We start from the raw sequence: 26,705 nt of genomic DNA, 5'->3' as shown, positions 1-26,705 counted from the left end.
GTTAGTACTGGCTGATCGCGACCGTGTTGTTGTGGCTTAAGGCCAGATTCACGTTCGCCGTATCCCCGTAGGTTTGCACCACGCTGATGGTGTTGTTACTACTCCAGTTCACGTACACGTTCGCATCAGCATTAGAGTTGCTTTGTGTCACGTAAATGTCGTTGTCGTCACTGGCAATCAGGTCGACATCCGCAGCGTTATTTGAACCGGTTTGATTGACGTGAACGGTGTTGATGTCACTGTAAAGCACATCTACATCCAGTTGATTCGCGGTGCCGTTTTGCGTGAATGCCACTTCGTTACCGTAACCACTGTCAATCAGCACATCGGCCACGTTGTCGGTGCCTTGCACATTCCCCGTCACCATGCTGCTGTCAGCCCAATCGAGCACCACGTTAGCTTGGTTGCCAGAACCTGACGCCGCCAATGAGACGTTGCTGTCATCGGTGCCACGTTTCAGTTCAACACTGGTGGTGTTTTCCGTACCATTTTGGACCACAGAAACGGTGTCATTGTCGTAAGAGTATGCGCGACCACGATGGTAGTTGTCGGTTTTGATCGAGGCATCATTCAAATCACCGCCTTGATTGATGGAAAAGTTCGCGTTCTTCGCGCCCAATGCCGTGATGCTGCCGGTGTTGGTGTCACCCGTTTGGTTGATGGCCAGCGTAGAGCCGTCGACGTCAAACGCACGAATCGTTGCCGCATTGTCACCGCCATTCTGATACACAGACAGCGTGTTTCCAGACGAGAAGCTGGAGTCGATCAGCGCCGAGTTGCCTTGAGATGAGGAGACTTGCGTGATCGTAACGGCCGAGTCGTTGGTCAAATAAAGATTGGCCGTTGCATCATTGTTTGCCAAAGCACTGCCTGATGCCAACGCTGCGGTGATGAATAGAGCAATTTTTGTTTTCATGACATTTTCCTTGATATCATATTGTTACTTTTGAATAGACGGGAATGACAACACGTGTCGTACGCTATTATTAGTATTGCGTGACGTACACATTAATCCCTGAACCACCAATTATGGCGAGATAGTCATTACCATTTTGACTGATGCCATAATTAGAGCCACCTTTATCGACAATATAAGCTTGGTTATTATGTCCGGTTTGATTAATACTTAACGAACTCGCAGCACCGGTTTGAATAATAGCCGCTACGTTAAAGTTCCCGTTTTGATTAATCCACGCTTCATGCCCATAACCACTCTGACCAATGACTGCTTTATTCTGGTTTCCGGTTTGGGTAATTAACGCCGTGTTCGCCGAGCCTTCTTGCCAAATTGTTGCCTGACTTCTTCTGCTGTCGTGCTGAATAACTTTCGCTTTGTTGCCAGCCTGACGACCATACTGTTCAATGGTGACCTCGCCACCGATCGCATTCTCCATAGAGACTTCAGCGTAATTATCGGCGGTGATAACATCCTCCAACTCATTGAAATGACTCAAATCATCCATACCAGTGCCGAAGCGACCGATCGCCGTGCCACCCCACGAATACGCGACGGATGTGTCAATATCGTCGTGTGTTTGATTATTCCGGTCTTGCGACCAAGCCATGTTGGACATCATCAATAACACGATGACCTCCATCAACAGCATCATGACGTAGGCAGTTATACGGACGAACATATTTCCTCCCTTACGCAGAGAACATTGTGCCCTCGAAGAAATAGATTAATCGCGATGCCGATATCCAGCCATCAACTTTACATTAATATTTGAAAGTATTTTTTTATAATTTAGTTATTCAAAAACGAGGAAATAAACATTCATTCGCATGATAGGAATAATATTAAAACCACGACTTTAGTTTATATCTAATCAGGCAATAAAAACCTATGATTAGCGCTGAATAAAATACATTAATAATAATGGTATCAACAATGAGAAATAGAATATTACGTTCTGTATTTTTCTTCTGTTCTGCCATCTTTCTGTTAATGAGTTCTTCAAGTCATGCCAATCCTGAGGATCAGGCGAGCTTGGAAAATGGCCAGCAACTGGAAAGTAATGACTCGTTGAATCTGAATGATGTGAACGGCCTCATTATCGACCGAACCATGACAGGCATCGGCAGCAATTTTTATACGGAATTTTCCAAATACATGAATGAAAGCCAGCCCGACCTGAATGAAAACTTCACGGTGAAGGAGCGAGCAACCGCCTCACAAGGCAGCATTATCACGGTTTGGCACTCACAGAAGGTGGTGTATCGCACCACGTTATCGCCCGGCGCCAGACAAGCCCGAGAGAAAGCACAAGCCGCCGTTGCGACCGTGAGCAATTACTTATTGCGCTGGAAAATAGAACGGCTCTATTCAGACACGTTTGATCTCGACCACGACGAATTGCAGTAACAGTGAAGCATACAAGGACATCACAATGAATAGCGTAAAACATGGATGCCGCGCGCGGTGTCGCGTTCTCCCACCACGAGTGACTCACGCAGTCATGGTCAGCCTGCTCGCCACGACTCTATCTGCCCCCGCGTTCAGCTCTTCTCTGGTTTATGAGCCCGTCAATCCAACCTTTGGTGGTAACCCGCTCAATACCACACACCTGTTTTCACGCGCGGAAGCCATCAACGATTACGAGGGTAGCTCAGGCTCTTCCAGTTCCTCGTCGGTGCTCTCATCACTCACTTCCAGCTTGCAATCGCGCCTCATCAGCCAACTTTTGGCGACCGGAGAGGCCGGTAGCCTAGAAACCAATGATTATTCTTTGGTGATCACCGATAACGACGGCTACCTGACCATCACCATCACCGACAAGGCGACGGGTGAGTCCACCGACATTCAAGTGTCTGGGCTGTAACACAGGATGACATGGACCATGAAAACAGGATTGATGCTGTGTGTTGCGCTGCTGGCGGGGTGTTCAAATTCGATGTCGATTCCCGATGCCGATGAATCGCCAACCCTGACACCGCGTGGCCCCACGTACAACGACTTGGTGAAGCTACCGCTGCCCAAAGGCAAGATCATGGTGTCGGTGTACGATTTCCGCGATCAAACCGGACAATACAAATCGTCGCCCAACAGCAGTTTCTCTACGGCGGTTCCACAAGGCGGTACCTCCATGTTGACCACGGCGTTGCTTGATTCAGGTTGGTTCTTGCCTTTAGAGCGGGAGGGGCTGCAAAACCTGCTCACCGAGCGCAAGATCATTCGCGCGGCGCAGAAAAAAGATCAAACACCCGCCAACATTGGCGACGACTTACCGGCGCTCAAATCGGCCAATCTGGTGATTGAAGGCGGCATCATCGGCTATGAATCGGATCTCAAAACCGGTGGCCATGGCGCAGGTTATCTTGGCTTTGCGGCTTACGGTCAATATCGCATGGATCAGGTGACGGTCAATTTGCGCGCCGTGGATGTGCGCACCGGCCAGATCGTACTCAGCGTCACCACCAGCAAAACCATTTTTTCGCAAGAGGTCTCTGCCAGCGTCTTTCGCTACATCGCTTATCAAGATCTGCTGGAACTCGAATCAGGCTACACCAATAACGAACCGGTCAATATCGCCATCATGTCGGCCATCGATTCCGCGGTGATTCACATGGTGGTCAATGGCATCAAGCGCGGCTTATGGCAACCAGCAGATGAAGCGCAGCTCAAAAACCCGATCATTCAGCGCTACTCGGATGAAACGGTCGCGATCCTTTAAGCCGTCGCGATTCTTTGAGCAGCCATCACAACAAAGCCCCGTATCCACGGGGCTTTTGAATATCGAGTCGCCAATAGTGCGTGTTCGACCGCGGTTAACTGTCTTGGCGAAGCGCGACCGGCATGTTGCGGCGCAGCAACACCGGTTTTTTCACCACCAGATAGACCGCCATCGCCGCCATCGCAAACCCCAGCACGCCAAGGGCATCAAACGACTCGCCAAAGCAGAGCCACGCCTGCAGCGCCGTGGTCGGTGGCACCAGATAAAACACAGAGGCAACGCTTGATGAAGCGCCGTGCTCCACCATGTACAACAGCAGCAAAATGGCGATACATGACAACACAACCACGAGCCACGCGAGCGTCATAATAAAGGTCGGCGTCCAATCCACCTGCATGGTTTCAAAACTAAACGCCGCAGGAATCAGTAGCGCGGCCGCCGCCACATACTGCACCAAAGCCCCGCCAATCAAGTCGACGCCCTGACAAAACTTCTTCTGATACAGCGTGCCCAGCGTAATGCCTGTCAATGAGATGAGACACATGCCAATCGCCGCCCATTGGTGCGCGTCCGATTGCCACTCCATGTTCCCCAGCAGCACACAGCTAATTCCCGCAAAACCCAATCCCAGTCCCACCCACTGCGCCAGATTCAAACGCTCAGTCGCCATACAGACCAAAAGCAGCGCGGTCAAAATCGGTTGAATGCCCACCAGCAGTGACGTCAGCCCCGCGGGCATGCCCCAGTAAATCGCCTGATACGTACCGCCCAGATAAAGGCCGTGAATCAACAGCCCCGTCACGCAAGAGTGCCAGAACGATTTGCCCGTCGGCACGCGGCGTTTAAGCACAGCGATCAACCCGGCAAACAGCAGCACGTTAAACACCATCCGCAAGGTTAAGAACGTCATGGGCTCCGCGTACGCCAACCCAAAGCGAGCGCCGACAAAGCCGGACGCCCAAAGCACCACAAACAGGAACGGAATCATTTTGACAAGCATGGAAAAATCTCTGGAGTTCTGAGTCACAATGACGTTACTTTAGTTGGGTACAGAAAAACTAAAAAGGCACAGTTGATAGCGTTTTAATGGGTACAGAATGAAAGACGATTGCAAATACAGTGATGTGGAAGCGCAGCTGCGCCAGTCGATGGAAGATGGTCTGTTTCAAGCCCACGACAAGCTGCCCTCGATTCGGCAATTGAGTGAGCGCCAGCGGGTTGGCAAAAACACCGTCATTCGTGCGTATCAAGAATTGGAAGCGCAAGGCTGGGTCTATGCCGTGCCGCGCTCAGGTTATCGCGTGGCTGAACGGGCCTTGAAAACCGAGACACCTTCCCATGCGCCGTCGCGCGTTGATCTGTTATCGATGTCGAAGTCCATTTTGACGCAGCCGATCATTCAACACGACATGCCAGCCGGCTCGGCGCATCCCGACACCGATTCGCCCGCCATTCGCAGTTTGTATGCAGAAATTGGCCGCCACAGTCGCCTGCAAACCCACATGCCCTGCCACTATCAATTGCCACCGGGTCACGATCAACTGGTGCGCCAACTGCGCAAAATCACGCGCGATCTCGGCATCGATGCCCAGCGGAGTGACATCGCCATCACGCACGGCGGCCAGCAAGCGATCAGTTTGGCACTGCGCGCCTTAACGCAGCCCGGCGATATTGTCGCGGTGGAATCGCCCTGCTACTTCGGCACCTTATTGCTGCTGGAATCATTGGGATTGCGTGTAATTGAAATTGCGTGCCATCCCGCCACCGGCATCGATATCGACGCTCTGCAAGATGCCGTGACCCGCTGGCCAATCAAGGCCTTGCTGGTCACGCCCAATTTCAATAACCCAACCGGGGCGAAAATGCCCTTGAGCCACCGCCAAGCGCTGCTTGCCGTGACGCGCACGCTGCCCATTATCGAAGATGATGTGTTTGGCAGCCTAGGGTTTGGTGAGCCAATTCCAAGCCTCAAAGCGCTTGATACCGAAGAGCGCGTGATTTACCTCAACTCGCTGTCTAAAACCCTCGACTCGCGCCTGCGCATCGGTTGGATTGTGGCCGGTCGTTACTTGCCGCAAATCGAAAAGGTACTGCTGAGTGAAAACATGGGCAGCCTCAATTTAATGCAATCGGCGGTGGCCGAATTTCTCACCACAGGCAAATACCGCACGCACCTCGCCCGCATGCGCCGCGTCTATCAGCAACGGCAACAGCGTTTTGCGCGCTTGTTACACCAAGCGTTTCAACAACAACCCGCACTGGCCGGGCGCTATCATCTGTCGCGCCCGGACGGCTCGTTTCTGTGTTGGCTGACGTTGCCGCACACGGTGGACACCTACCGCATTTATCACGCCTGCTTGGCAAAGAAAATCAGCCTATTACCCGGTCATTTGTTTGCCACCCAAGGCCAATTCAATCACTGTATTCGCTTTAGTGTCGCGACCCTCAACGATGATGCAACGTGGCTGCGCAGCTTGACGGTGCTCGCGGCGCTCATCGCCGAGCAACTGCAATCTTGACGTGGCGAAGCTCGCCAAATGCGCCGAGTCAGCGTACAGTGAAAAGAGCAACAGAATCAGCAACCTGGGAAAACATCGATGAAATTCAGTTTTAATTTGGAAGATGCAGGACAAGTTTGCGTGGGCGCATTTGCGCTCGCCGTACCCATCTCGTTTTCAGAAGAAGCGTGGCAACTGGGCACCTCGCTGCCGCTGCCCAACCTCCTGTTATTGCTGACGCTATCGCTGGGTTTCTTGGGCGTCTTTGCCTATGGCAGCGTCTTTCAAAGCAACATTCGCGCGCGCATTCCGGTGTTCGTGTTTCGCATCTTAATTGCCTACGTCATCACCGCTTTGGTGGTCGGGTTTGTGCTGCTGGCGCTGGATAAACTGCCGCTGCTGGATGAACCGCTGGTATCGCTCAAACGCATTATCGTCATCGCCATGCCAGCCTCGATGGGCGCGATTGTGGTCGACAGTTTCGACAAAGAATAATTCGTGGTAACGGCTTGTTTTGCCATCAATCGGCGCTATATTCGTTATCCGATACGACCCATCATGAGTCAGGATGAGAACATCAGGAATCGTTATGAAACATCAATTAAGCCTCAGAGCGCTTGAACGCGGCGATTTGCGTTTTATCCATAACCTAAACAACAACCGCAACATCATGTCGTACTGGTTTGAAGAGCCTTACGAATCATTTGATGAGCTGGAAGAGTTGTATAACAAACACATTCACGACAACGCAGAGCGCCGCTTTGTGGTCGAAAATGACGACAAAGAACTGGTTGGCCTCGTCGAGCTGATCGAAATCAACTACATTCACCGTAGCGCCGAATTTCAAATCATCATCACGCCGGCTCACCAAGGCAAGGGATTTGCGCGCACGTTGATCAACAAAGCGCTGGACTATTCGTTCACCATTTTGAACCTGCACAAAATCTACCTGCATGTGGCAATCGAGAACGAAAAAGCGGTGCATTTGTATGAATCGTGCGGCTTTGTGGAAGAGGGGCATTTGGTGCAGGAGTTCTTCATCAACGGCCGCTACCGCGACGTGAAACGCATGTACATTCTGCAAGAAGATTACATCAACAAAGTCATCAACAAAGACGAATAAGCGATGATTTCCTGCAGCCAATACGACGCCATCGAACTGGCCTGCGTCTACCAATTTCCGGTTGCTGTGACGCTGCTCAACGGCGACGTGGTGCAAGGCATCGCCAAAGGCACTGGATACAATGCCGAGCGCCAAGAGTGTTTGGTGCTGCAGCAAGCCGAATGCGAGCGTTGGGTTGAAACCGCCACGCTGCGACGCATGCAAGTTCTGATTGAAAACCCGCATCTCAGCGACATTCATTTCCAGCAGCAATAAAAAAACCGCGCTACGGCTAAGCCGTATCGCGGTCGTTGTATTGGGTATTATCACCGAGATTTTGGGTGTGATCACCGAGATTCAGTTGGCGATGTCGAGCTTGTTTTCCGTCACACCATTGGTTCGAAACCAACCTGCAATGCTGATGCGCTCAGCGTTGGTGGTCAACACTTCGTGGGGAAATTTCTCCGACAAAAACACCACCAAACGCCCCGCCACAGGTGCAATCGTCTCAATCAAATGGTCATCGAGATCGTAGAGCTTCAGCTCGCCACCATCCGCCGGTTGCCAATCGGTATTCATGTAGAACACCGTGGTCAGCTTGCGGTTTTCTTGGCCGCGAAACGCATCCAAATGCTTCTTGTAGAAATCGCCCTGCTCATATTTGGCAAAATGCGCTTCATACTCAAACAGGCCGAGGAAAAAATCGCGGTTCACCGTCTGACGAATCTGCTCCATCCGTTCCAGATAATCCTGAATCGGCTGCCCCATGGTTTGGCTCAGCCACTGGATCTTATCGCTTCGAATGGTGGCCTCACGCTGCACGTCGTCGTGGCGACCGATGCGAGCACGATGCCACGCTTCCGGCACACATTCGCTAAGACGCTGCACCTGCTCTGGTGCCAAAAAGTCGTCCCAAATAAACCATCCTTGATCCGCGATGGCGTCTAATAACGCATCTAATGCCATAGTTGTTATGCACGTTGACAAAAAGAGGCGTTATAGAGGTCTGGCGAAAAAGCCGCAAATCGGATTGTTTGTCTTAAAGGACAAGAATAATTATCAACCATCAATTCGCCGTTACGGCATCATGATTTTCGATACTTTGGGCGGGTGGTTTTTGAACAGCGATTTCATCTGCGCGGTGAACAATTCCGCCGTCGCCAGCGCATCGATGGCTGCGGAATGGGCGTTATATTGCGGCAACGCATAACGCGTGCGCACATCGTTGAGCTGAAAACTGGTGCCACATTCAGTTTTACCGGCGTAAGTCATCTGCTTTTCTATTTGCAAGGTGTCGACCCACACACACGGAAAGTGTTCGATTGCAAAGCGTTCACGCATGTACTGCGCCACAAACGCCCGTTCGATGCACGCCCCGTGCACCAATGCAATCTTACCGGCCAGTTGACCAAACAACCGATCCATCGCCTCATCCAGCGTCACGCCATGTGCCAACACTTGCGGCGTAATGTGGTTGATCACTGCCGAGTCAGCGGTGACAAATTCCGGGTGACGCACGAATATCTCTTCGCTCGCAGCCACATCGATTTGGTCCAGCGTCATGCCGACCCAACCCAAGCTCAGAATTTGATCGTGCCCGGCATCCACGCCGGAGGTTTCAAAATCAAATGCCAGTAAATCGTGCTGGTAAACCAACGCGTCCACATCCGGTAATGGCTGGCTGAAATAGTTCGCCAGCCCCGGCGTCCAATCGGCGCGAGCGGCCAGCGCGTCATGCTGCTGCTGTAATTTGGGCAGGCCGCCCCCAAAGTGGCGCTTGATGGTTTCCAACATGGTTTTACCCTTTCACAAACCGTAATTTCGCCACGTCTTGCAGCTCACTGATGATCTTAAACGCATCTTTCAGGTGCTTCCGTTCAAAGCTGCTGAACGTGTCCGGCGCGATGTGGTTGTTTGCCTCTTTTCCTTCCCGAATCGCCTGCAACTGATGTTGGAAACGCACTTGGGTAATGAACTTGTAGGCGCCAATGATGTTCTGACAACTGTCTTCCGACATGCTGCCTTGCTGCGCGGCGTAACGAAAACGCTCTTCGGTGCCCGTCATCGAGCCGCCCGCCGCCAAGCTGAAAATACGCGCTAAGTCGATGATCAGATTGAGCGCGTACTTTTTGATGTTGAGGGTGTTGCTGTTATCGCCGCCCTTTTCCAACACCAGATTATTGAAGATCCCGAGCGGTGGCTGCGTATCAATGGCGTCAGTCACCAAAGCAGGCAAGAAGTTCGGGCTGTTTTGAATGCACTGATGCAGATGCGCCTGCATTTGGTCAACCAGCTCGCTGTTACCGTAAATTGAACGCACTTCCAAAAACACGCTGATACTCAGCAGTTTGTTGTACTCCGGGCTGGCAACCCATTTGCGGTAATACTCTTTCCACACGCTCAGTGGCTGACACCATTTCGGCGAAGCGGCCATGTATTTGCCGTCGCACAGCGGATAACCGCATGCGGCCAAGCCGTTGCACACGCGCATCGCCAAATGCGTGAAATAGAGCATGTGTTCGGGTTTCACATCATCCGACAGTACCAACGCGCTGTCTTGGTCGGACAACATGTGCACTTCATTGCGCGCATGCGAACCCGCCACCACCCACGCGTATTCGCACGGCGGCGGCCCCAGCAACTCTTCGGTAATTTGCAGCAGACGGCGTGTAAACGCATCCATGATCATCGACATCACGCGCCCTTGGATTTCGGCGCTGACCCCGCTTTCCACCAGCGATTCGAAAATCGATTGTTTCTCGACTTTCAGCGCCGCCAGCGCATTGACCGAGCTGGCGTATTTGATTTTCTCAATCAAAAACAGCGCTTGCGTGCGATGGTTGTGCACCAGATGCGAAGTAGTCAGCAAGCCCACCACGTCGTTACCACGCACCACCGGCAGGCAGCGAATGTTGTATTGCAGCATGATGGAGATGGCCTGAATGACTTTGTCATCAGCCTGAATCAATTGCGGATTTTGCGTCATCACCCGTTGAATGGGTTGTTGAATATCAATGCCGGACGCCACCACGCTGCGCGTCATGTCGCGGTCAGTCACGATGCCCACAATGTCGCCGCCCCGCGTGATCACCGCGCACGAGCTGCGGCGGCGCTCATCATCACACATGATTCTAGCGACCTCCTGAATGGCGGTGTTTTCATCGACAATGGCGATGTTTTCACTGGCAATTTCACCCACACGGCGAAAGAACAAGCCCTTCTCTTCTTCGCGGCACACGCTGTTGACCGCCGACACCAAACGCAGTTGCGCTTGCGAGGCGAAGTAATCAGCAAACTCCGGGTGCTCTTGGCACACCGTCAACACATCGCGGTGCGGCACAAGGTAGAGCAGCGAGTCTTGAATCGCCTCGGCCTGATAGCCGTCTTCGGCATCTTTAAGCGGCGCTAAGAAGGTAAAGCCAAACTGATCTTCTTCGCCCAATCGGGCACGCAACTCACCGTCGCGACGGCGCTGCTCAATCGCACCCGTGCGAATAATGTAAAGATAGCGGTCGTCACACAGGGCGCTGAATTCAATCTTCTCCCCTTTGGCGAGGTAGCGCACTTTGACGTGATTAGCCAGCGACGCAACGATCGTGGAGGGCAATTTATCAAACGGATCGAGCTTGATAAGAAAGTCATAAATGTTAGGAGTTAATGATGAGCCCAAAATGCCCTCCAAATTCAAAACGCTGTTTCAATACAAAAAGTGTGACTAAAAAAAGCAGCCCTGCGGCTGCTCATACTTCAGACTAAGCGGGATACTTGTTGTAGCCAAGTTGCTGCGAGATATTGCGACCGGCGGTCTGCAACATGCTCACGTACTCGTGCAAGCGTTCTTCCTCAAAGCGAATGGTTGGGAAGGAGATCGAAACCCCGGCAATCACGCGGCCAAAACGGTCGTAGATTGGCGCCGCGATACAGCGCAGGCCCGGTTCTTGTTCTTCGTTATCTTCCGCGTAGTGTTGTTCGCGAACCAGTGCCAGTTCTTCCAGCAGTTGGTCGACATTTTCTAGCGTACGGTCGGTGTGCTTGATGAACTCAACGTCTTCTAAAGTGTGACGCACAAATTGTTCTTCACGTTCAGCCAATAGCACTTTACCAATCGCGGTACTGTAGAGCGGGTTACGACGACCAATGCGCGATTGCATGCGCAGGTTGTACCCTGAATCGATTTTGTGCACGTAAATGATGGCGTTTTCATCCAACGCCCCAAGGTGCAACGCTTCGTTGGTCTGTTCAGAAATGCAGCGCATCTCTTTGTCAGCCAGTTCAATCAAATCGACGTATTCCAGCGATTTTGCGCCCAGTTCAAACAGTTTCAACGTCAGTTTGTATTTATCCGCTTCCCCTTCCTGAGCCACATAGCCCATAGATTTCATGGTTTGCAGAAAACGATAAGTGGTGGCTTTAGACATCATCAATCGTTGAGACAGTTCGGAGACTCCGATTTCTTTCTGTTCACCCAGCGCTTGCAGAATGCTGAATACTTTTAAAACCGACGAGACTGCTTCCGGTTGAGTTGACTTTTCCATGGTTGATCCTTTGTATCTTTTATTGCCGCCTATTATAACCACTCACTTTCTTCGTACCACAATTTTTAAAAAGCCTTTTCAAAATTTTGAAACCGCGCAAGTATTGCGAGCATTAAAAAGACGATCACCATCAATATTTTTAAAACACCTTTTCAAAAATAATTGCCTTCGGTTTCTTTTTGATCCACGATACAGACATACGAAGTGAGATGGCCAATCCGCTGCCACTCAAATACCAGCTACCATTGAGGAAAACGTTATGATTCTTGATTCATTCAACCTGAAAGGCAAAGTTGCTATCGTGACTGGTTGTGACACTGGTCTTGGTCAGGGCATGGCACTTGGCCTAGCCAACGCAGGTTGTGACATCGTGGGTGTCAACATTGTTGAGCCAACTGAAACCATCGCAAAAATGGCAGAAACCGGTCGTAAATTCATCGACGTTCGCGCCAACCTGATGGCACTGGACGACATCCCATCCATTGTTGACCGCGCGGTGACTGAACTGGGTCGTATCGACATTCTGGTGAACAACGCAGGTATCATTCGTCGTAACGACGCCATCGACTTCAGTGAAAAAGACTGGGATGACGTGATGAACATCAACATCAAGTCTGTATTCTTCATGTCTCAAGCTGTAGCGAAACAGTTCATGGCTCAAGGCGAAGGCGGCAAGATCATCAACATCGCGTCAATGCTGTCTTACCAAGGTGGTATCCGTGTACCGTCTTACACCGCATCAAAAAGCGGCGTGATGGGTGTGACTCGTCTGATGGCAAACGAATGGGCGAAACACAACATCAACGTGAACGCGATTGCACCGGGCTACATGGCAACCAACAACACTGCAGCACTGCGTGCTGATGAAGAGCGTAACCAAGCGATCCTTGAGCGTATCCCTGCAGACCGTTGGGGTACACCAGAAGACTTGGCTGGCCCAGTGGTGTTCTTGGCATCAAAAGCGTCTGATTACATCAATGGTTACACCATTGCTGTAGATGGCGGCTGGTTAGCACGTTAATCACGAAGAAGTATCCGAGACGATGATTGCAGATTTATCTCTGGCGCAAGCATTAGGCTTTGTCAGCTTTGGTTTAGGCATCTCCACGTTCTACCAAAAAAACGACCGACGTTTGAAAATAGTCATGTTCGTTTTCAATCTCAATCATCTGCTCCATTTTATTTTGCTTGGTTCGGCCGTGTCAGCGCTCAGCGCGGCACTGTCGGCCATGCGGACAGCCAGCTCCATTTACACCTCGTCAAAATATGTGGCGGCACTGTTCCTGCTCGCTGGAGCGGGATTGGGGTTAGCGATTGCTGACCATTGGTGGGATTTGTGGCCGGTTATCGGCACCATGATTGGTACATTTGCTATCTTCATGTTGCGCGGTATTCAGATGCGCATTGCGTTTCTTGTCGGCGCATGTTGTTGGCTGACCAACAATATTCTGGTGGGCTCGATTGGTGGTACATTGCTAGAAATGACGGTGATTACCGTGAACTGCCTGACCATCTATCGTATGGTGCGTGAACAAAAACGCGCACTGGCTGATCAGACTCTGTAACCAAAGAGGACACTATGTTTGTCTATAACCAAGATGTAAAACTGGAAGATCTGGGCGCTGGCGTATCACGCAAGATCCTAGCCTACAGCGACAACATCATGAGTGTTGAAGTGCATTTTGAAGATGGCGCAGTTGGCGCGATGCACAGTCACCCCCACGAGCAGCTCACTTACGTGCTGTCGGGTGAATTCGAATTTACCATTGGCGATGAAACCAAGATCGTCAAAGCAGGCGATGCGCTGTACAAAGAGCCGAACGTGATGCACGGCTGCGTCTGCCTAAAAGCGGGTGTGTTACTCGATAACTTCACCCCAATGCGCAAAGATTTTATTCAATAAAGATTTTGTTTTAACTTATTTGTTGCGGTCACCCCGCAGGAGAAACTCCATGAAAATTGCACTGATGATGGAAAACAGCCAAGCTGGCAAAAACGCAATGGTTCTGAACGAACTGAACACCGTAGCGGCGCCACTGGGTCACGACGTTTTCAACGTTGGTATGTCTGACGAAAACGACCATCACCTGACTTACATCCACCTTGGCATCATGGCAAGCATTCTGCTGAACTCAAAAGCAGCAGATTTCGTGGTTTCAGGTTGTGGTACGGGCCAAGGCGCAATGATGTCTCTGAACCTGCACCCAGGCGTGGTCTGTGGTTACTGCCTAGAGCCATCAGACGCATTCCTGTTCAACCAAATCAACAACGGCAACGCACTGTCTCTAGCATTCGCAAAAGGCTTCGGCTGGGCGGGTGAACTGAACGTTCGTTACATCTTTGAAAAAGCGTTCACAGGTGAACGTGGTCAAGGTTACCCAATCGAGCGCGCTGAACCACAACAACGCAACGCAGGTATCCTGACTCAAGTGAAATTTGCTGTCGCAAAAGACGTGGTTGAAGCACTGCGTTCAATCGACCAAGAGTTGGTGAAAACCGCTGTTGGCGGCGCTCGCTTCCAAGAGTGTTTCTTCAGCAACTGCCAAGTGCCAGAAATCGCAGAATACGTTCAATCTCTGCTGGACTAAGCACTGATTGACTCATTTATCGGGAACTAAGCAAAAAGCCAGCGATTTCGCTGGCTTTTTTTTATGCCATTCGTGGCACAATCAATCATCTTTCAACACGGCAAGGATTGGATATGTCTGATTTTTCATTTACCTCGCTGACGCAGTGGTTTCCCGACCACGATGTCATGGCGCTGTGGCCATCGGGTCACGCGGCGCCGCCGCTTTCACCGCGCTTTAGCGAGCGCAGCAGCGATGACGTGATTCGCGATCGCGAAGTCTCTCAAATTGTGATGCCGGAGATGGTGGTGGTCACACCGCAGCAATCTAACGGCATTGGCTTGTTGGTGATGCCCGGCGGCAGTTATCAGCGTGTGGCGTTCGATAAAGAAGGCATGGACACCGCGGTGGCAATGAGTGAGAAAGGCTACACCGTGTTTGCCATGACCTACCGAATGCCGGGCGATGGACATGCCGAAGGTGTTCACGCGCCGCTGGCGGATGCGCAGCGCGCGATTCGGCTCATTCGCGCCCACGCAGACCGCTGGGGATTGCGTCATGTGGGCATCGTCGGGTTTTCGGCTGGCGGCCACGCAGCGGGCACCTTGGTGGTCCATCACGCCCAAAACGTCTACCCCGCGCAAGACGCCGCAGATGAGTTCAGCGCGCGCCCCGATTTTGCTGCCTTGATGTATCCAGTGATCAGCATGGACGATGACATCGGCCACCCCGGTTCACGTCATGAGCTGATGGGCGAACATCCGAATCCTGAGACGCGCCAGCACTACTCGCTGCACACCCAAGTGCGCAGCGACACGCCCCCCTGCTTTTTGCTGCATGCCAGCGATGACGCCGCGGTCAAGGTTGAAAATAGCGTGGTGTTTTGGCACGCCTTGAAGTCGCATCGCGTGCCCACCGAGCTGCATCTTTTTGAACGCGGCGGTCACGGGTTCGGCGTACGCGGCGCGCAGCAACTCCCCGCGCAGCATTGGCCACAACTGCTTGATAGTTGGTTACAAAGCCAGTTTTCTTAACGGTTTGATTCGGCGCACATTCATGGATTGGCGCCGAATTCCCACCTTCGCCATGCAATCCTTAAAACTGTGATTTTCTGCGTACTCTCCACGATTAAAGCGACGTTTCTTGAACGAAGTTGGCGCATTTTTAAAGGTGCCTGAGTGGCCAAACTGCCAAGATATCCCTGCCCTACAAGAACACTCAGACGCTGCTACTGACAGACGTCATTACTCAATAACAAGGAACATCACACGCAAGTGTATGGAGGATTTATGTCCAAACCTCACAGCGCTTTAAAGTGGTTATTGGCTTCGGCCATCATGGTACCCTTTTCGCAGTCCGCTTATGCCACCACGATCTTACGTCTGGCGTACGCAGAAAACAGTCAACCCGTTAAAGAAGCTTTGCACTACATTGGCAAAGCCGTCGAAGAAAAAACCAATGGCAGCGTCATAGTGCAGTTTTTCCCCGATGGCCAGTTAGGCGGGGAACGTGAACTGGTCGAGATGACGCAAGTCGGCGCCATCGACCTCACCAAAGTCTCCTCGGGTCTACTTGAAAGCTTTTCACCCCTTTATGGTGTCTTTTCCCTCCCTTACCTGTTTGAAAGCGAAGAGCGTTTTTACCAAGTCATGGACAACCCAGACATCATGGGCCAAGTGTACCGCTCGACGGAATCACAAGGCTTTGCCGGTGTCGGTTGGTATGACTCCGGCGCGCGCAGCTTCTACATGACGCGCGGCCCAATCAATACGGTGGCGGATCTACGCGGCAAAAAGATTCGCGTGATGCAAAGTGAAACCTCGATTGAAACCATGAAACTGCTGGGCGCATCGCCAATCGCCATGGGTCAGGCAGAAGTCTATACCTCACTGCAACAAGGCATCATTGACGGCGCAGAAAACAACGAATTCGCGCTGACCATCGCCCGCCACGGTGAAGTGGCCAAATTCTACAGTTACGACATGCACACACGCATTCCTGACATCGTGATCATGAGTACGTTGACCAAACGCAAGCTCACGCCCGACCAACTGGTGGCTCTAAAAGAGGCCATCACAGAATCGGTCGAAGTGGAAAAACAAGCGTGGAAAGTCGAAATGGAAAAAACCCGTGAACTGGCACAAACGCAATTCGGCGTGCAGTTCAATACGGTCGAACTCGCGCCCTTTAAAGCCGCCGTTCAACCCATTTACGACAAGCTGAAAAACAAGCCGCAAATCTATGCCTTGTATCAGCAAATCAACCAACTAACTAACGAATAACAGGCAGAGAGTACGCTCTCTACCTTCTGTGAGGTCTACATGCGTAACATTCGACTCTGGTTGGATAGAACCATAGAAGTATTTGGCTGCGGGCTGATGATTGTGATGGTCTTGGTTGCCTGTTGGCAGGTGATCAGCCGTTATGTCTTCAACGCACCCAGCACATTTTCAGAAGAGTTCCTGCGCTTTGCGCTGGTGTGGCTGTCGCTGATTGGTCTGGCCTATGTGTCCGGCAAACGTGAACACATCGCCCTAACGCTGTTTCTTGACAAATGCCCGCCGCAACTGCGCAGCTCGTGGCACATCATCATTCAAGTGGTGTTTATTCTGTTCTCGATCTACGTGCTGATCATCGGCGGCTGGAAAGTCTCCTCCAACGCGATGCAACAGATTTCGCCGGTGCTGCAACTGCCGATGGGCAAAGTGTATTACGCGCTGCCAATCGCAGGGGTGCTCACCATCGTCTACAGCGTGTTGAACATCATCGATTTGGTGCGTAAACCGCAACACAGTCACGCGCACCATGAACATCACGATTTAAACCAAGAACTTGCCGGAGGTCAGCATGATTGATCCCATCATTGCAGCCAGTATGCTGGTTGGTATATTTGTCGTCCTACTTGTCCTAGGCACCCCCATCGGTCTGTGTATCGTGCTGGCATCGAGCGCCACCATCATGTTGGTGCTGCCGTTTGATATTTCGATGTTTACCACGGCGCAAAAAGTCTTCTCGAGTTTGGATAGTTTTGCCCTGCTCGCCGTCCCGTTCTTCATTCTTTCGGGCGTGATCATGAACAACGGTGGCATCGCGACCCGTCTGGTGAACTTTGCGAAGTTGTTTACCGGTCGCATTCCGGGCTCACTGTCGTACACCAACATTGCCGGGAACATGATGTTTGGCGCGGTGTCTGGCTCAGCGATTGCCGCGTCGACCTCGATTGGCGGCGTGATGATCCCAATGTCGGCCAAAGAAGGATACAACCGTAACTTTGCGTCTGCGGTAAACATCGCGTCGGCGCCGACCGGCATGCTGATTCCACCGACCACGGCGTTCATTCTGTATGCGCTGGCCAGTGGCGGCACCTCCATCGCAGCGCTGTTTGCGGGCGGTTTGGTCGCAGGTAGCCTTTGGGGCATCGGGTGCATGATCGTCACCTACATCGTGGCAAAACGAAACAACTACACCAACTTCTTCTCACTACAAAAAGGCGTGGCTTGGAAAGTAACACGTGATGCGCTGCCAAGCTTATTGTTGGTGGTGATCATCGTGGGCGGTATTGTCAAAGGCATCTTTACTGCGATTGAAGCCTCGGCTGTGGCGGTCATCTACACCGTGTACCTGACGTTGGGCCTGTACAAAACGCTGACCCTCAAAGACATGCCGAAAGTGCTGACCCAAACGTTTGTCATGACCGGCATCATCATGTTCCTGCTGGCGACCTCCTCGGCGATGTCGTTCGCGATGGCCATGACCGGTATCCCTGCCGCGCTCAGTCAGATGATTCTGGGGATCTCTGACAACCCAGCCATGATTCTGTTGGTCGTGACCCTGTTCTTGTTGGTGGTTGGCGCCTTCATGGACATCGGCCCTGCGATTCTGATTTTCACCCCGATTCTGCTGCCTATCGTGCAAAAGATCGGCGTTGACCCAGTCCACTTCGGCATCCTAATGGTTTACAACCTGGCGATTGGCACCATCACCCCTCCGGTGGGGAGCGGCTTGTACGTCGGTGCCAGCGTGGGTCAAGTAAAGGTCGAGAATCTGATTAAACCCCTGATCCCGTTTTACGTGTCCATTGTCGCCGTACTGTTACTCATCACCTACATACCGCAACTGACACTGTTTTTGCCAAAACTGCTTGGCGTCATGTAATTGAATTTGAGGATTTAACATGAAAGTTTTTCCAGTAAAACACAGCTCACTATTGCGCCGCGTAGAGCGCACTCATCCTCGCCATGTTGTCGTGGATAAAATTACAAACTTGATTGATAACCTGATCAACATTCAGGACCACACGGGCGAATTTCTGCTGCACTTGGATGACGGTCGCACCATCGATACCAAAGGCTGGGCAGGCTGGGAATGGACACATGGAATCGGCCTGTACGGCATGTACAAGTACTACCAGCAAACCAACGACCTGAACGTGCTAAACATCATCGACGAGTGGTTTGAAGACCGCTTCGCCGAAGAGCAAGCAACCAAGAACGTAAACACCGTGTGTCCGTTCCTGACACTGGCGTACCGCTACGAAGAGACGGGCGACCAATCCCTGATCCCTTACTTGGAAACATGGGCTGATTACGTGATGTACCAGATGCCGCGCACCCAAAGTGGTGGTATTCAGCACATCGTCTACAACAGCGAAAACCCAGAGCAAATGTGGGATGACACGCTGATGATGAGCGTGATGCCGCTGACGAAAATCGGCCTACTGTTAGATCGCCCAGAGTACGTGGAAGAAGCGAAATACCAGTTCCTAACGCACATTCAATACCTGACCGATCGCGAAACAGGCGTGTGGTTCCACGGCTGGACATTTGAAGGCAACCACAACTTTGCCAACGCACGTTGGGCACGTGGCAACAGCTGGGTGACGATCGTCATTCCTGATTTCCTGGAGCTGCTGAACCTGCCAGAGCACGATGCGTACCGCCGCCACCTGATTCACATTCTGAATCGTCAAGTGGAAGCGCTGGCCCAATACCAACAGCCAGGCGGTTTGTGGAATACCCTACTCGACGACAGCAACTCGTACGTTGAAGCATCAGCCACTGCTGGATTTGCCTACGGTATTTTGAAAGCCGTACGCATGCGCTACATCGATGCGAAATACGCCGACATGGCGCACAAAGCGGTCGATGCGCTGATCAGCGACTACATCAACGATGCGGGTGAATTGATCAACGTCTCGTTCGGTACCGCGATGGGCTCTGACCTCGATTACTACCGTGAGATCCCACTGACATCAATGCCTTACGGACAAGCGATGGCCATCCTCTGCTTGTCTGAATACCTCCGTACTTATTTGTAAAATTGCGTTCAACCTCGATACGCGCTTTGCCCCACTTCGGTGGGGCTTTTTTTATGCGAAATCCCCGCCACACCTGAGTTTCTCTAAGTGTGATATCACTCACCGCCACTAAGAAAAAACGGACAGACAAGCGTGTCTGGGTGCGGTTTTTTTAAGTCCTCACCGCTGCGATTTCCCGATAATTTGCCTATACGAAACGGATAGGAGCCATTTATGGCAAAGCTATTTATCGCCGTCGACATCGGCGCATCCAGTGGCCGATTGATGGCGGGTGAGTACACCGCTGAGCAGCTCACACTGACCGAAGTCCACCGCTTCAACAACACATTGGTTGAACGCGACCAGCAGGTGTGTTGGAACCTCGACGAACTGCTCGGCCAAATTCAATACGGCGTCGACCAACTGGTCGCTGGCGGACAAGTGCCAGATTCACTGGCCATTGACACGTGGGGCGTCGATTACGTGTTACTCGACAACCAAGGCGAACGCATTGGCGAAGCCGTGTCGTACCGCGACCCGCGCACCAGCGATGCCATGAATGACTTTTTCGCCCACACGCTCACCAAAGAGCAGTTGTATGCCGAAACGGGTATTCAGTTCCTGTCGTTCAATACCCTATTCCAATTGAGCGTCGACAAACGCCTGCAAGGCCCTGAGCGCGACACGATCGCCAGCTTGCTGATGATTCCGGATTACCTCAACTACCGCCTGACGGGCAAGATGCATTTCGAGTACAGCAACGCGTCAACCACGCAACTGCTCAACGCGGCGCAGCAGCAGTGGAGCCCATTGTTGCTTGAATGCTGCAACATCGACCGCAACTGGATTCGCCCAACCGAGCAACCGTTCCAAGTCATCGGCGAGTACACCGTACGCGACCACACGATTCCAGTGGTTTCCGTTGCCAGCCATGACACTGCCTCGGCCGTTATTGGCGCGCCGCTGCTAGACAGCCACAGCGCGTATCTGTGTTCGGGCACATGGTCTTTGATGGGCTTTGAGCATCACAGCCCGGTCATCAACACCTTTACTCGCGAAGCCAACATCACCAACGAAGGTGGCGCGGAAGGGCGTTACCGCATTTTGAAGAACATCATGGGACTTTGGCTGGTTCAAAACGTTCAGCGCCAAAACCCAAGCTACAGCTTCGCCGAACTGGCCACGCTGGCCGCTGCATCGACGCCATTTGCGTACCTGATTAACCCAGACGATGCCCGTTTCCTCAACCCAGAGGACATGCAGGCGGAAATCATCGCGTTCTGCCAACAAACCGGTCAGGGCACACCGCCGGATCTGGCGGCCATTGTTCGCTGCATTTACGACAGTTTGGCGCTGCAATACCTCAATGTTTTCCAAGAACTCAACCGCGTGGCCCCACACCCGTTAACGCATATTCAGGTCGTGGGCGGCGGTTCCAACAACACGTTTCTTAATCAACTGACAGCAGACGTATGTCAAACCCCAGTTTCCGCAGGCCCGGCTGAAGCATCCGCCATCGGAAATCTGATCGGGCAGCTTATTGCTCATGGTGACTTGGCTCATGTCGAAGAAGGACGCGCCCTCGTTCGCCGCTCTTTCACCTGTCACGAGTACCAGCCAAAGCCAATTAAAGGCATGGCTCAAATTTACGCGCGCTTTCAGCAATTAACTTACTAGGAATTTCACTATGTCAGACTTTCAACATATCCATGACGCTTACCAATTGGCGAAAACTCAATTTGCTCACCAAGGGATCGACACCGAGGCCGTGCTGGCGCAACTCAACGACATCGCGATTTCTGTGCATTGCTGGCAAGGCGACGACGTCCGTGGATTTGAAAACCCAGAACAAGCCTTGAGCGGTGGCATTCAAGCGACCGGAAACTACCTTGGCCGCGCCAGAACACCGCAAGAACTGCGTCAAGATCTGGACATGGCATTTCGCCTCATCCCAGGCAAAAAACGCCTGAACTTGCACGCCATCTACCTAGAAGCCGAACAGCCAGTGTCGCGCGATAAAATCGAACCCAAACACTTCGCGAACTGGGTGGAATGGGCGAAACAAACCCAAACCGGCCTCGACTTTAACCCGTCGTGCTTCTCTCACCCATTGAGCGAAGATGGCATGACGCTGTCGCATCCTGACGCGGCCATTCGTCAGTTCTGGATTGATCACTGCAAAGCCAGCCGTCGCGTGTCGGAATACTTCGGCAAAGAGCTGGGCACCCCATCGGTGATGAACATTTGGGTTCCAGATGGCATGAAAGATTTGCCATTTGACCGCCTCGGCCCACGCAAACGCCTGATGGAATCGCTAGATGAAATCATCGCCGAGCCAATCGACACTCGTTTCCACAAAGACGCCGTTGAGAGCAAGCTGTTTGGCATCGGCACCGAAGCCTACACCGTCGGCAGCAACGAGTTCTACATGGGCTACGCGGCCACACGTAACATCCTGCTGTGTCTGGATGCCGGCCACTTCCACCCAACCGAAGTGATCAGCGACAAGATCAGCGCATGTTCTCTATACGTGAATGAGTTCCTGCTGCACGTCAGCCGTCCGATTCGTTGGGACAGTGACCACGTGGTGCTGCTGGATGATGAAACACAAGCCATCGCCAATGAGATCGTGCGTCATCAAATGCTGGATCGCGTCAACATCGGCCTCGATTTCTTTGATGCCTCCATCAACCGCATCGCCGCTTGGGTGATCGGCACACGCAACATGCGTAAAGCGCTGTTGAAAGCCCTGTTGGAGCCGCATGCACAACTCAAGCAAGCCGAAGATCAACGCGACTTCACCTCACGTTTGGCGCTGATGGAAGAGTCACGCTCAAGCCAATGGGCGGCGGTGTGGGATTACTACTGCTTGATCAACGACGTGCCGGTGGGCGCAGATTGGCTCAACCAAGTGAAACATTACGAAACGACTGTGCTTCAAGGCCGCGACTAAGGACGCATGATGAACCCATCACATACTCGATTGGCCTTTGTGATGCAGTTAAAGCCGGGCTTTGAGGCGCAGTACCAACAACGTCACGACGAACTGTGGCCGGAATTGGCGCAAACCCTGAAAGCCCACGGCGCCCATAACTATTCGATTTTCCTTCATCCCGACACCTTGCAGTTGTTCGGGTATGTCGAAGTCGAGTCGCAAGCGCGCTGGCAAACCATTGCAAATACCGAAGTCTGCCAACGTTGGTGGTCGTTTATGGCAGAGCTGATGGAAGTGAACGACGACAGCTCACCACAATCGACCCCATTAACCGACATGTTTTATTTGGCATAAGCAACGAATCAGGAACGAGAAAATGCACACACTTACCCTCAACGCAGCGGTGCTGCGTGAAATCAGCAAAGTCTCCGAAGTGGCCGAATATTTGTGGCAACGCGAATGGGCAGAGCGCAACGGCGGCAACATTTCGGTCGACATCACCGAAATCTTTGGCCCGGAGCCTGCCAACCTCAACGACTTTCCACACTGCTCGCTGACCATGGTGGGCGACGATGTGTTCCCGCTTGAAGCGGCCGGCCACATCTTCTACGTCAAAGGCACCGGCGAGCGCATTCGTGAACTGCGTGACCCTGAATTGGCCGGTTGCGTGCTGCGCATCGATGATGAAGCGAAAGGCTACCACCTGCTGTGGGGTGGCCGCGGCAATCCAAACTTCGCGCCAACCAGCGAATTCATTTCGCACGTCGAGATCATTCTGGCCAAACAGCGTGCTGGCTCACCCGATCGCTGCGTGGTGCACACGCACCCGCTGGAGCTGATCGTGCTGTCGCACCACGCCGACTACGCCCACAATGAACTCGCATACACGCACGCGTGCTGGCAAATGTTGCCGGAGGTTCGCGCCTTCGTCCCAAGAGGCATTGGCATCGTGCCGTACTGCATGCCTGGTAGCAAACAAATGGCCGATGGCACACGCGACAAACTGGCCACGTTTGATGTGGCGGTGTGGGAAAAACACGGCGCCGTGGCAACCGGACGTGATGCGCTAACGGCTTTCGATTACATCGACGTGGCCAATAAAGGCGCGAAGCTGTTCCTCAAATGTCTGGCCAGTGGCTTTGTGCCAGAAGGCGTCAGTGAAGCGCAAATGCACGACCTGAAAGTGACGTTTAACCTCTGATCCCATGCGCGCCCGTTGCCTCCCCCGACCTCAACGGGCGCGAAACATATAAGCCGATCACGTTTATCAAACTTGGCCGAATTGAACGGCATATCTATGATCCCGCTCACTTGAGTTTGATGCGCATTTTCATTACTTTCTACTTCGCATAGAAAGGAAAATGAAATTATGTTTCAATTAAATTGTAATGATTTCTTCAATAATTCAGATGCGACTGTTTGCACCGAGGTGCGCGCGCCTCAGGAAGATTTTCCCGAGCACAGCCATGACTTTCATGAGCTGATGATCGTCACCAAAGGTGCGGGTCAGCATATTCTTAACGACGTCCCGATTAACTTGGCTCAAAACTATATTTGTTATATTTCACCCAAAGATCGCCACTTGTTCGAGCAATCGGACAATCTGCATCTCACCAATATTTTATTTCAAAAAAACAAACTGGCTTATTCTCCCCTGCTGAAAAGCGTGCTCCCGAAAGAGAGCGATGCGCAGCAAAGTTGGTACATCAGTACCGAAACCATGAAAAAAGTGTGCACCTTGATGGCGCAGATCGAGCACGAATCCAGCCTGCATTCGGTGGAATCTCGCCTGATGACCGAAGCGCTGTTTCAACAATTGGTGGTCGAAATTTCTCGCGGACGCCTCACTTCGCAAAGCAACAATGCGTCCGACAACAGCATTTTGAAGATCATCGATTGGATCCAAAACAACTACGCGGAAGAGTTCAACGTGGGTGATATCTCCGATCAATTTGAGATCTCCTCGCGCACGCTCAGCCGCCGGATCAAACAAGTCACCAACTTGTCATTCAACAACTATGTGCATCGCGTGCGCATTAACCACGCCATGAACTTGCTGCACTATTCTGACCTTTCGGTCACGGACATTGCATTCCAAGTTGGGTATAAAGACAGCAACTACTTCAGTACCAAGTTCAAGCGATTCACCAACAAAACCCCCACTGAATTTCGTTAAACGACCTTCAAACGGTTTTTCTTCGATGAATAATCGTAAACAAAGACTGAACTCACAATTTAAATGAACCATCGTTTTAATTTTATTGTTTCAGTCTTTGTTTATTGCCATAATGGCGCCAGATTATTTTGAGGAGTACCCCAATGAAGGTGAATCGAGTCGCGGTTATCGGCGAGTGCATGGTTGAATTGCAAAAAACCGACGATCAACTCAAGCAAAGTTTTGGTGGCGATACGCTGAACACAGCGCTGTACCTGTCTCGCTTAACGCAACAACATGGCGTCACAACCGCTTACGTGACTGGGCTGGGTAAAGATCCGTTCAGCAAAGAGATGTTGGCTAATTGGCAGCAAGAAGGTCTCAATACCGACTTGGTGCAGATCTCAGACAACAAGCTGCCCGGCATTTACGCGATTGAAACCGCACCCGATGGTGAGCGCAGCTTCTTCTACTGGCGTAACGATTCTGCAGCGAAATACTGGCTGCGTGACGGTTCCGTGGAAAGCTTTGCAGCCGCGCTGAGCCAGAACCAAGTGATTTACCTGAGTGGCATCAGCTTGGCGATTCTGCCGACCGATTGCCGCGAAAAATTGGTTGAACTGCTGACGCTCTGCCGCAAAGATGGGGTGAAAGTCGCCTTTGATAACAACTTCCGCCCAGCCTTGTGGGAATCGCTCGATGCGGCACGTGACATGTACGCCAGCATTCTGCGTTTAACCGACATTGCTTTCCTGACATTTGACGACGAAGTGATGCTGTACGGCGACAGCGAAGAACAGCAAGCGATTGAACGCACGCAAGCGTTCGGCGTGAAAGAAATTGTCGTGAAACGTGGCGCGCAAGAGTGCTATGTTGTGACCCCCAATGATTTCATCGCCGTCCCTGCGGTGAAAGTCAGCAACGTGGTGGATACCACCGCAGCGGGCGACTCATTCAGTGCCGGTTATCTGGCAAAACGTCTGACAGGCGGCAGCACTGTCGACTCTGCGGTCGCTGGCCACACGTTGGCAGGCACCGTCATTCAACATCGTGGGGCCATTATCCCGCGCGATGCTATGCCTCTCATTTAAGGAAGAACACATGAAAACTCTTAACGAGCAACTGAGCGACATCAAAGTCGTTCCCGTGATTGCAATTCAAGATGCAAACAAAGCCGTCAAACTGGCCCAAGTGCTAGTTGAAAACGGCCTGCCATGCGCTGAAGTGACATTCCGTACTGAGCAAGCAGCACAAGCCATGAAAAACATGCGCGAAGCGTTCCCAGAAATGCTGATTGGCGCAGGCACCGTGCTGACCACGGCGCAAGTTGATCAAGCGATCGACGCAGGCGTGGACTTCATCGTCAGCCCAGGTTTGAACCCAACGACCGTGAAATACTGTCAGCAACGTGGCGTGGCAATCGTCCCTGGCGTGAATAACCCAAGCTTGGTTGAACAAGCGATGGAACTGGGCCTGAAAACAGTGAAATTCTTCCCAGCAGAACCATCAGGCGGCGTGGCGATGCTTAAAGCCCTGACGGCGGTTTACCCAGTGAACTTCATGCCAACAGGCGGCGTGAATCCAAACAACGTGAAAAATTATCTTGCGATCCCAGCCGTACTGGCCTGTGGTGGCACGTGGATGGTACCGAACGATCTCATCGACAACGAAAAATGGGACGAACTGGCGGCGCTGGTCAAAGAAGTCGCCGGTATCATCGCTTAATCCTTACCGATGCTTTCGAGACCATCATCTCGACCTTGATTTTACTCCTGCAGCCCAAGACTGCTCGCGAACTGGTAGAAATCCATGCCTGCCAGTTTGCGGTCAGAATGCATAGGTGTTTGCCCATACTTCGGTATGGGCTTTTTTTTATCTGTCGAACGGGCAAAAAAATCGGGGCCAAAGCCCCGACACTATTTGATGCAGCGATTGAACTGATG

The 26,705-nt window shown here is 52.0% G+C and carries 29 protein-coding genes and 1 pseudogene; 23 read left to right on the top strand and 7 right to left on the bottom strand.

The window, feature by feature from the left end:
- Window position 1: 1 nt before the first annotated feature.
- Both VFA_RS14810 and VFA_RS14805 read right to left on the bottom strand, forming a co-directional pair.
- The gene (locus VFA_RS14810) at window positions 2–916 is read right to left on the bottom strand and encodes a hypothetical protein (RefSeq protein ID WP_004727662.1); all 915 of its coding nucleotides are present in this window, start codon (window positions 914–916) and stop codon (window positions 2–4) included.
- A gap of 70 nt (window positions 917–986) precedes the next feature.
- On the bottom strand, window positions 987–1,637 hold the full coding sequence (locus VFA_RS14805; RefSeq protein ID WP_050780270.1) for a minor curlin subunit CsgB: 651 nt from the start codon (window positions 1,635–1,637) through the stop codon (window positions 987–989).
- A 254-nt stretch (window positions 1,638–1,891) separates the two neighbouring features.
- Between VFA_RS14805 and VFA_RS14800 the strand changes: the two genes are divergently transcribed.
- The 3 genes from VFA_RS14800 to VFA_RS14790 all read left to right on the top strand — a co-directional run bounded on the left by VFA_RS14800 (window position 1,892) and on the right by VFA_RS14790 (window position 3,674).
- Window positions 1,892–2,365, top strand: a complete 474-nt coding sequence (locus VFA_RS14800) for a CsgE family curli-type amyloid fiber assembly protein (RefSeq protein ID WP_232281723.1) — start codon at window positions 1,892–1,894, stop codon at window positions 2,363–2,365.
- A gap of 94 nt (window positions 2,366–2,459) precedes the next feature.
- Window positions 2,460–2,822 (top strand): curli assembly protein CsgF, encoded by a 363-nt coding sequence (locus tag VFA_RS14795; protein ID WP_004727658.1) that lies wholly within the window; start codon window positions 2,460–2,462, stop codon window positions 2,820–2,822.
- Between the two features lie 18 nt (window positions 2,823–2,840).
- Complete coding sequence (locus VFA_RS14790; RefSeq protein ID WP_004727657.1) at window positions 2,841–3,674, top strand: CsgG/HfaB family protein; 834 nt, start codon at window positions 2,841–2,843, stop codon at window positions 3,672–3,674.
- Between the two features lie 94 nt (window positions 3,675–3,768).
- Here the strand turns inward: VFA_RS14790 and VFA_RS14785 are convergent, their stop codons facing one another.
- Complete coding sequence (locus tag VFA_RS14785; RefSeq protein WP_038151867.1) at window positions 3,769–4,674, bottom strand: DMT family transporter; 906 nt, start codon at window positions 4,672–4,674, stop codon at window positions 3,769–3,771.
- Between the two features lie 97 nt (window positions 4,675–4,771).
- On the opposite strand from VFA_RS14785, the gene VFA_RS14780 reads away from it, so the two are divergent.
- From VFA_RS14780 to VFA_RS14765, 4 genes and pseudogenes are all read left to right on the top strand, one after another.
- Window positions 4,772–6,193, top strand: coding sequence for an aminotransferase-like domain-containing protein (locus tag VFA_RS14780; RefSeq protein WP_004727655.1), 1,422 nt, complete (start codon window positions 4,772–4,774; stop codon window positions 6,191–6,193).
- 72 nt (window positions 6,194–6,265) lie between these two features.
- A pseudogene (locus tag VFA_RS14775) lies at window positions 6,266–6,667 on the top strand (DUF2391 family protein); the annotation flags it as partial.
- Window positions 6,668–6,761: 94 nt separating this feature from the next.
- Window positions 6,762–7,295 carry a spermidine N1-acetyltransferase gene (gene speG, locus VFA_RS14770; RefSeq protein ID WP_004727653.1) on the top strand — a complete coding sequence of 178 codons (534 nt, stop codon included), beginning with the start codon at window positions 6,762–6,764 and terminating at the stop codon, window positions 7,293–7,295.
- A 3-nt stretch (window positions 7,296–7,298) separates the two neighbouring features.
- Window positions 7,299–7,550 carry a Rho-binding antiterminator gene (locus VFA_RS14765; protein WP_004727652.1) on the top strand — a complete coding sequence of 84 codons (252 nt, stop codon included), beginning with the start codon at window positions 7,299–7,301 and terminating at the stop codon, window positions 7,548–7,550.
- Window positions 7,551–7,631: 81 nt separating this feature from the next.
- On the opposite strand, the gene VFA_RS14760 is transcribed toward VFA_RS14765, so the two are convergent.
- The 4 genes from VFA_RS14760 to kdgR all read right to left on the bottom strand — a co-directional run bounded on the left by VFA_RS14760 (window position 7,632) and on the right by kdgR (window position 11,809).
- Window positions 7,632–8,240, bottom strand: coding sequence for a 2OG-Fe(II) oxygenase (locus tag VFA_RS14760; protein ID WP_004727651.1), 609 nt, complete (start codon window positions 8,238–8,240; stop codon window positions 7,632–7,634).
- Window positions 8,241–8,351: 111 nt separating this feature from the next.
- Window positions 8,352–9,068 carry an exonuclease domain-containing protein gene (locus VFA_RS14755; RefSeq protein ID WP_004727650.1) on the bottom strand — a complete coding sequence of 239 codons (717 nt, stop codon included), beginning with the start codon at window positions 9,066–9,068 and terminating at the stop codon, window positions 8,352–8,354.
- A gap of 4 nt (window positions 9,069–9,072) precedes the next feature.
- A complete protein-coding gene (locus VFA_RS14750) occupies window positions 9,073–10,944 on the bottom strand; it encodes a DUF294 nucleotidyltransferase-like domain-containing protein (protein ID WP_004727649.1) in 1,872 nt (623 codons plus the stop codon).
- 82 nt (window positions 10,945–11,026) lie between these two features.
- Window positions 11,027–11,809, bottom strand: coding sequence for a DNA-binding transcriptional regulator KdgR (gene kdgR / locus VFA_RS14745; protein ID WP_004727648.1), 783 nt, complete (start codon window positions 11,807–11,809; stop codon window positions 11,027–11,029).
- Between the two features lie 259 nt (window positions 11,810–12,068).
- Here kdgR and kduD point away from each other — a divergent pair, with 259 nt between their 5' ends.
- The 16 genes from kduD (at window position 12,069) to VFA_RS14665 (ending at window position 26,487) form a co-directional block, all read left to right on the top strand.
- The gene (gene kduD, locus VFA_RS14740) at window positions 12,069–12,830 is read left to right on the top strand and encodes a 2-dehydro-3-deoxy-D-gluconate 5-dehydrogenase KduD (protein ID WP_004727647.1); all 762 of its coding nucleotides are present in this window, start codon (window positions 12,069–12,071) and stop codon (window positions 12,828–12,830) included.
- A gap of 22 nt (window positions 12,831–12,852) precedes the next feature.
- Window positions 12,853–13,374, top strand: coding sequence for a YgjV family protein (locus tag VFA_RS14735; protein ID WP_004727646.1), 522 nt, complete (start codon window positions 12,853–12,855; stop codon window positions 13,372–13,374).
- Between the two features lie 14 nt (window positions 13,375–13,388).
- Window positions 13,389–13,712 carry a cupin domain-containing protein gene (locus VFA_RS14730; RefSeq protein WP_004727645.1) on the top strand — a complete coding sequence of 108 codons (324 nt, stop codon included), beginning with the start codon at window positions 13,389–13,391 and terminating at the stop codon, window positions 13,710–13,712.
- 49 nt (window positions 13,713–13,761) lie between these two features.
- Window positions 13,762–14,397 (top strand): RpiB/LacA/LacB family sugar-phosphate isomerase, encoded by a 636-nt coding sequence (locus VFA_RS14725; protein WP_000684798.1) that lies wholly within the window; start codon window positions 13,762–13,764, stop codon window positions 14,395–14,397.
- A gap of 113 nt (window positions 14,398–14,510) precedes the next feature.
- Window positions 14,511–15,410, top strand: a complete 900-nt coding sequence (locus VFA_RS14720; protein WP_004727644.1) for an alpha/beta hydrolase — start codon at window positions 14,511–14,513, stop codon at window positions 15,408–15,410.
- 255 nt (window positions 15,411–15,665) lie between these two features.
- Window positions 15,666–16,658: a TRAP transporter substrate-binding protein gene (locus VFA_RS14715; RefSeq protein ID WP_004727643.1), complete on the top strand. Its 993-nt coding sequence runs from the start codon at window positions 15,666–15,668 to the stop codon at window positions 16,656–16,658.
- Window positions 16,659–16,697: 39 nt separating this feature from the next.
- Window positions 16,698–17,231 carry a TRAP transporter small permease gene (locus tag VFA_RS14710; protein ID WP_038151860.1) on the top strand — a complete coding sequence of 178 codons (534 nt, stop codon included), beginning with the start codon at window positions 16,698–16,700 and terminating at the stop codon, window positions 17,229–17,231.
- Entirely contained in the window at window positions 17,224–18,531 is a 1,308-nt protein-coding gene (locus VFA_RS14705) for a TRAP transporter large permease (protein WP_004727641.1), read from the top strand. Before VFA_RS14710 ends, VFA_RS14705 begins: the two co-directional genes overlap by 8 nt.
- A gap of 19 nt (window positions 18,532–18,550) precedes the next feature.
- Window positions 18,551–19,693, top strand: a complete 1,143-nt coding sequence (bglB, locus tag VFA_RS14700; protein ID WP_004727640.1) for a beta-galactosidase BglB — start codon at window positions 18,551–18,553, stop codon at window positions 19,691–19,693.
- 213 nt (window positions 19,694–19,906) lie between these two features.
- Window positions 19,907–21,349, top strand: a complete 1,443-nt coding sequence (gene rhaB, locus VFA_RS14695; protein ID WP_004727639.1) for a rhamnulokinase — start codon at window positions 19,907–19,909, stop codon at window positions 21,347–21,349.
- Window positions 21,350–21,359: 10 nt separating this feature from the next.
- Window positions 21,360–22,625 (top strand): L-rhamnose isomerase, encoded by a 1,266-nt coding sequence (locus tag VFA_RS14690; RefSeq protein WP_004727638.1) that lies wholly within the window; start codon window positions 21,360–21,362, stop codon window positions 22,623–22,625.
- A gap of 6 nt (window positions 22,626–22,631) precedes the next feature.
- Window positions 22,632–22,961: an L-rhamnose mutarotase gene (gene rhaM, locus VFA_RS14685; protein WP_232281722.1), complete on the top strand. Its 330-nt coding sequence runs from the start codon at window positions 22,632–22,634 to the stop codon at window positions 22,959–22,961.
- A gap of 22 nt (window positions 22,962–22,983) precedes the next feature.
- A complete protein-coding gene (gene rhaD / locus VFA_RS14680) occupies window positions 22,984–23,808 on the top strand; it encodes a rhamnulose-1-phosphate aldolase (protein ID WP_004727636.1) in 825 nt (274 codons plus the stop codon).
- Between the two features lie 168 nt (window positions 23,809–23,976).
- Window positions 23,977–24,783: a helix-turn-helix domain-containing protein gene (locus VFA_RS14675; RefSeq protein ID WP_004727635.1), complete on the top strand. Its 807-nt coding sequence runs from the start codon at window positions 23,977–23,979 to the stop codon at window positions 24,781–24,783.
- A gap of 143 nt (window positions 24,784–24,926) precedes the next feature.
- Window positions 24,927–25,853 (top strand): 2-dehydro-3-deoxygluconokinase, encoded by a 927-nt coding sequence (gene kdgK / locus VFA_RS14670; protein ID WP_004727634.1) that lies wholly within the window; start codon window positions 24,927–24,929, stop codon window positions 25,851–25,853.
- A 10-nt stretch (window positions 25,854–25,863) separates the two neighbouring features.
- A complete protein-coding gene (locus VFA_RS14665; RefSeq protein WP_000854585.1) occupies window positions 25,864–26,487 on the top strand; it encodes a bifunctional 4-hydroxy-2-oxoglutarate aldolase/2-dehydro-3-deoxy-phosphogluconate aldolase in 624 nt (207 codons plus the stop codon).
- The last annotated feature ends 218 nt before the right edge of the window (window positions 26,488–26,705 follow it).

The sequence above is a fragment of the Vibrio furnissii CIP 102972 genome (assembly GCF_000176175.1).
GTDB lineage: Bacteria > Pseudomonadota > Gammaproteobacteria > Enterobacterales > Vibrionaceae > Vibrio > Vibrio furnissii.
This window is presented reverse-complemented; position numbering and strand designations above follow the sequence as displayed.

What these genes read in the sequence shown, in the direction of transcription:
- VFA_RS14810 (WP_004727662.1), bottom strand. Translation starts at nt 916, where the DNA reads ATGAAAACAAAAATTGCTCTATTCATCACCGCAGCGTTGGCATCAGGC.
- VFA_RS14805 (WP_050780270.1), bottom strand. Translation starts at nt 1,637, where the DNA reads ATGTTCGTCCGTATAACTGCCTACGTCATGATGCTGTTGATGGAGGTC.
- VFA_RS14800 (WP_232281723.1), top strand. Translation starts at nt 1,892, where the DNA reads ATGAGAAATAGAATATTACGTTCTGTATTTTTCTTCTGTTCTGCCATC.
- VFA_RS14795 (WP_004727658.1), top strand. Translation starts at nt 2,460, where the DNA reads ATGGTCAGCCTGCTCGCCACGACTCTATCTGCCCCCGCGTTCAGCTCT.
- VFA_RS14790 (WP_004727657.1), top strand. Translation starts at nt 2,841, where the DNA reads ATGAAAACAGGATTGATGCTGTGTGTTGCGCTGCTGGCGGGGTGTTCA.
- VFA_RS14785 (WP_038151867.1), bottom strand. Translation starts at nt 4,674, where the DNA reads ATGCTTGTCAAAATGATTCCGTTCCTGTTTGTGGTGCTTTGGGCGTCC.
- VFA_RS14780 (WP_004727655.1), top strand. Translation starts at nt 4,772, where the DNA reads ATGAAAGACGATTGCAAATACAGTGATGTGGAAGCGCAGCTGCGCCAG.
- speG (WP_004727653.1), top strand. Translation starts at nt 6,762, where the DNA reads ATGAAACATCAATTAAGCCTCAGAGCGCTTGAACGCGGCGATTTGCGT.
- VFA_RS14765 (WP_004727652.1), top strand. Translation starts at nt 7,299, where the DNA reads ATGATTTCCTGCAGCCAATACGACGCCATCGAACTGGCCTGCGTCTAC.
- VFA_RS14760 (WP_004727651.1), bottom strand. Translation starts at nt 8,240, where the DNA reads ATGGCATTAGATGCGTTATTAGACGCCATCGCGGATCAAGGATGGTTT.
- VFA_RS14755 (WP_004727650.1), bottom strand. Translation starts at nt 9,068, where the DNA reads ATGTTGGAAACCATCAAGCGCCACTTTGGGGGCGGCCTGCCCAAATTA.
- kdgR (WP_004727648.1), bottom strand. Translation starts at nt 11,809, where the DNA reads ATGGAAAAGTCAACTCAACCGGAAGCAGTCTCGTCGGTTTTAAAAGTA.
- kduD (WP_004727647.1), top strand. Translation starts at nt 12,069, where the DNA reads ATGATTCTTGATTCATTCAACCTGAAAGGCAAAGTTGCTATCGTGACT.
- VFA_RS14735 (WP_004727646.1), top strand. Translation starts at nt 12,853, where the DNA reads ATGATTGCAGATTTATCTCTGGCGCAAGCATTAGGCTTTGTCAGCTTT.
- VFA_RS14730 (WP_004727645.1), top strand. Translation starts at nt 13,389, where the DNA reads ATGTTTGTCTATAACCAAGATGTAAAACTGGAAGATCTGGGCGCTGGC.
- VFA_RS14725 (WP_000684798.1), top strand. Translation starts at nt 13,762, where the DNA reads ATGAAAATTGCACTGATGATGGAAAACAGCCAAGCTGGCAAAAACGCA.
- VFA_RS14720 (WP_004727644.1), top strand. Translation starts at nt 14,511, where the DNA reads ATGTCTGATTTTTCATTTACCTCGCTGACGCAGTGGTTTCCCGACCAC.
- VFA_RS14715 (WP_004727643.1), top strand. Translation starts at nt 15,666, where the DNA reads ATGTCCAAACCTCACAGCGCTTTAAAGTGGTTATTGGCTTCGGCCATC.
- VFA_RS14710 (WP_038151860.1), top strand. Translation starts at nt 16,698, where the DNA reads ATGCGTAACATTCGACTCTGGTTGGATAGAACCATAGAAGTATTTGGC.
- VFA_RS14705 (WP_004727641.1), top strand. Translation starts at nt 17,224, where the DNA reads ATGATTGATCCCATCATTGCAGCCAGTATGCTGGTTGGTATATTTGTC.
- bglB (WP_004727640.1), top strand. Translation starts at nt 18,551, where the DNA reads ATGAAAGTTTTTCCAGTAAAACACAGCTCACTATTGCGCCGCGTAGAG.
- rhaB (WP_004727639.1), top strand. Translation starts at nt 19,907, where the DNA reads ATGGCAAAGCTATTTATCGCCGTCGACATCGGCGCATCCAGTGGCCGA.
- VFA_RS14690 (WP_004727638.1), top strand. Translation starts at nt 21,360, where the DNA reads ATGTCAGACTTTCAACATATCCATGACGCTTACCAATTGGCGAAAACT.
- rhaM (WP_232281722.1), top strand. Translation starts at nt 22,632, where the DNA reads ATGATGAACCCATCACATACTCGATTGGCCTTTGTGATGCAGTTAAAG.
- rhaD (WP_004727636.1), top strand. Translation starts at nt 22,984, where the DNA reads ATGCACACACTTACCCTCAACGCAGCGGTGCTGCGTGAAATCAGCAAA.
- VFA_RS14675 (WP_004727635.1), top strand. Translation starts at nt 23,977, where the DNA reads ATGTTTCAATTAAATTGTAATGATTTCTTCAATAATTCAGATGCGACT.
- kdgK (WP_004727634.1), top strand. Translation starts at nt 24,927, where the DNA reads ATGAAGGTGAATCGAGTCGCGGTTATCGGCGAGTGCATGGTTGAATTG.
- VFA_RS14665 (WP_000854585.1), top strand. Translation starts at nt 25,864, where the DNA reads ATGAAAACTCTTAACGAGCAACTGAGCGACATCAAAGTCGTTCCCGTG.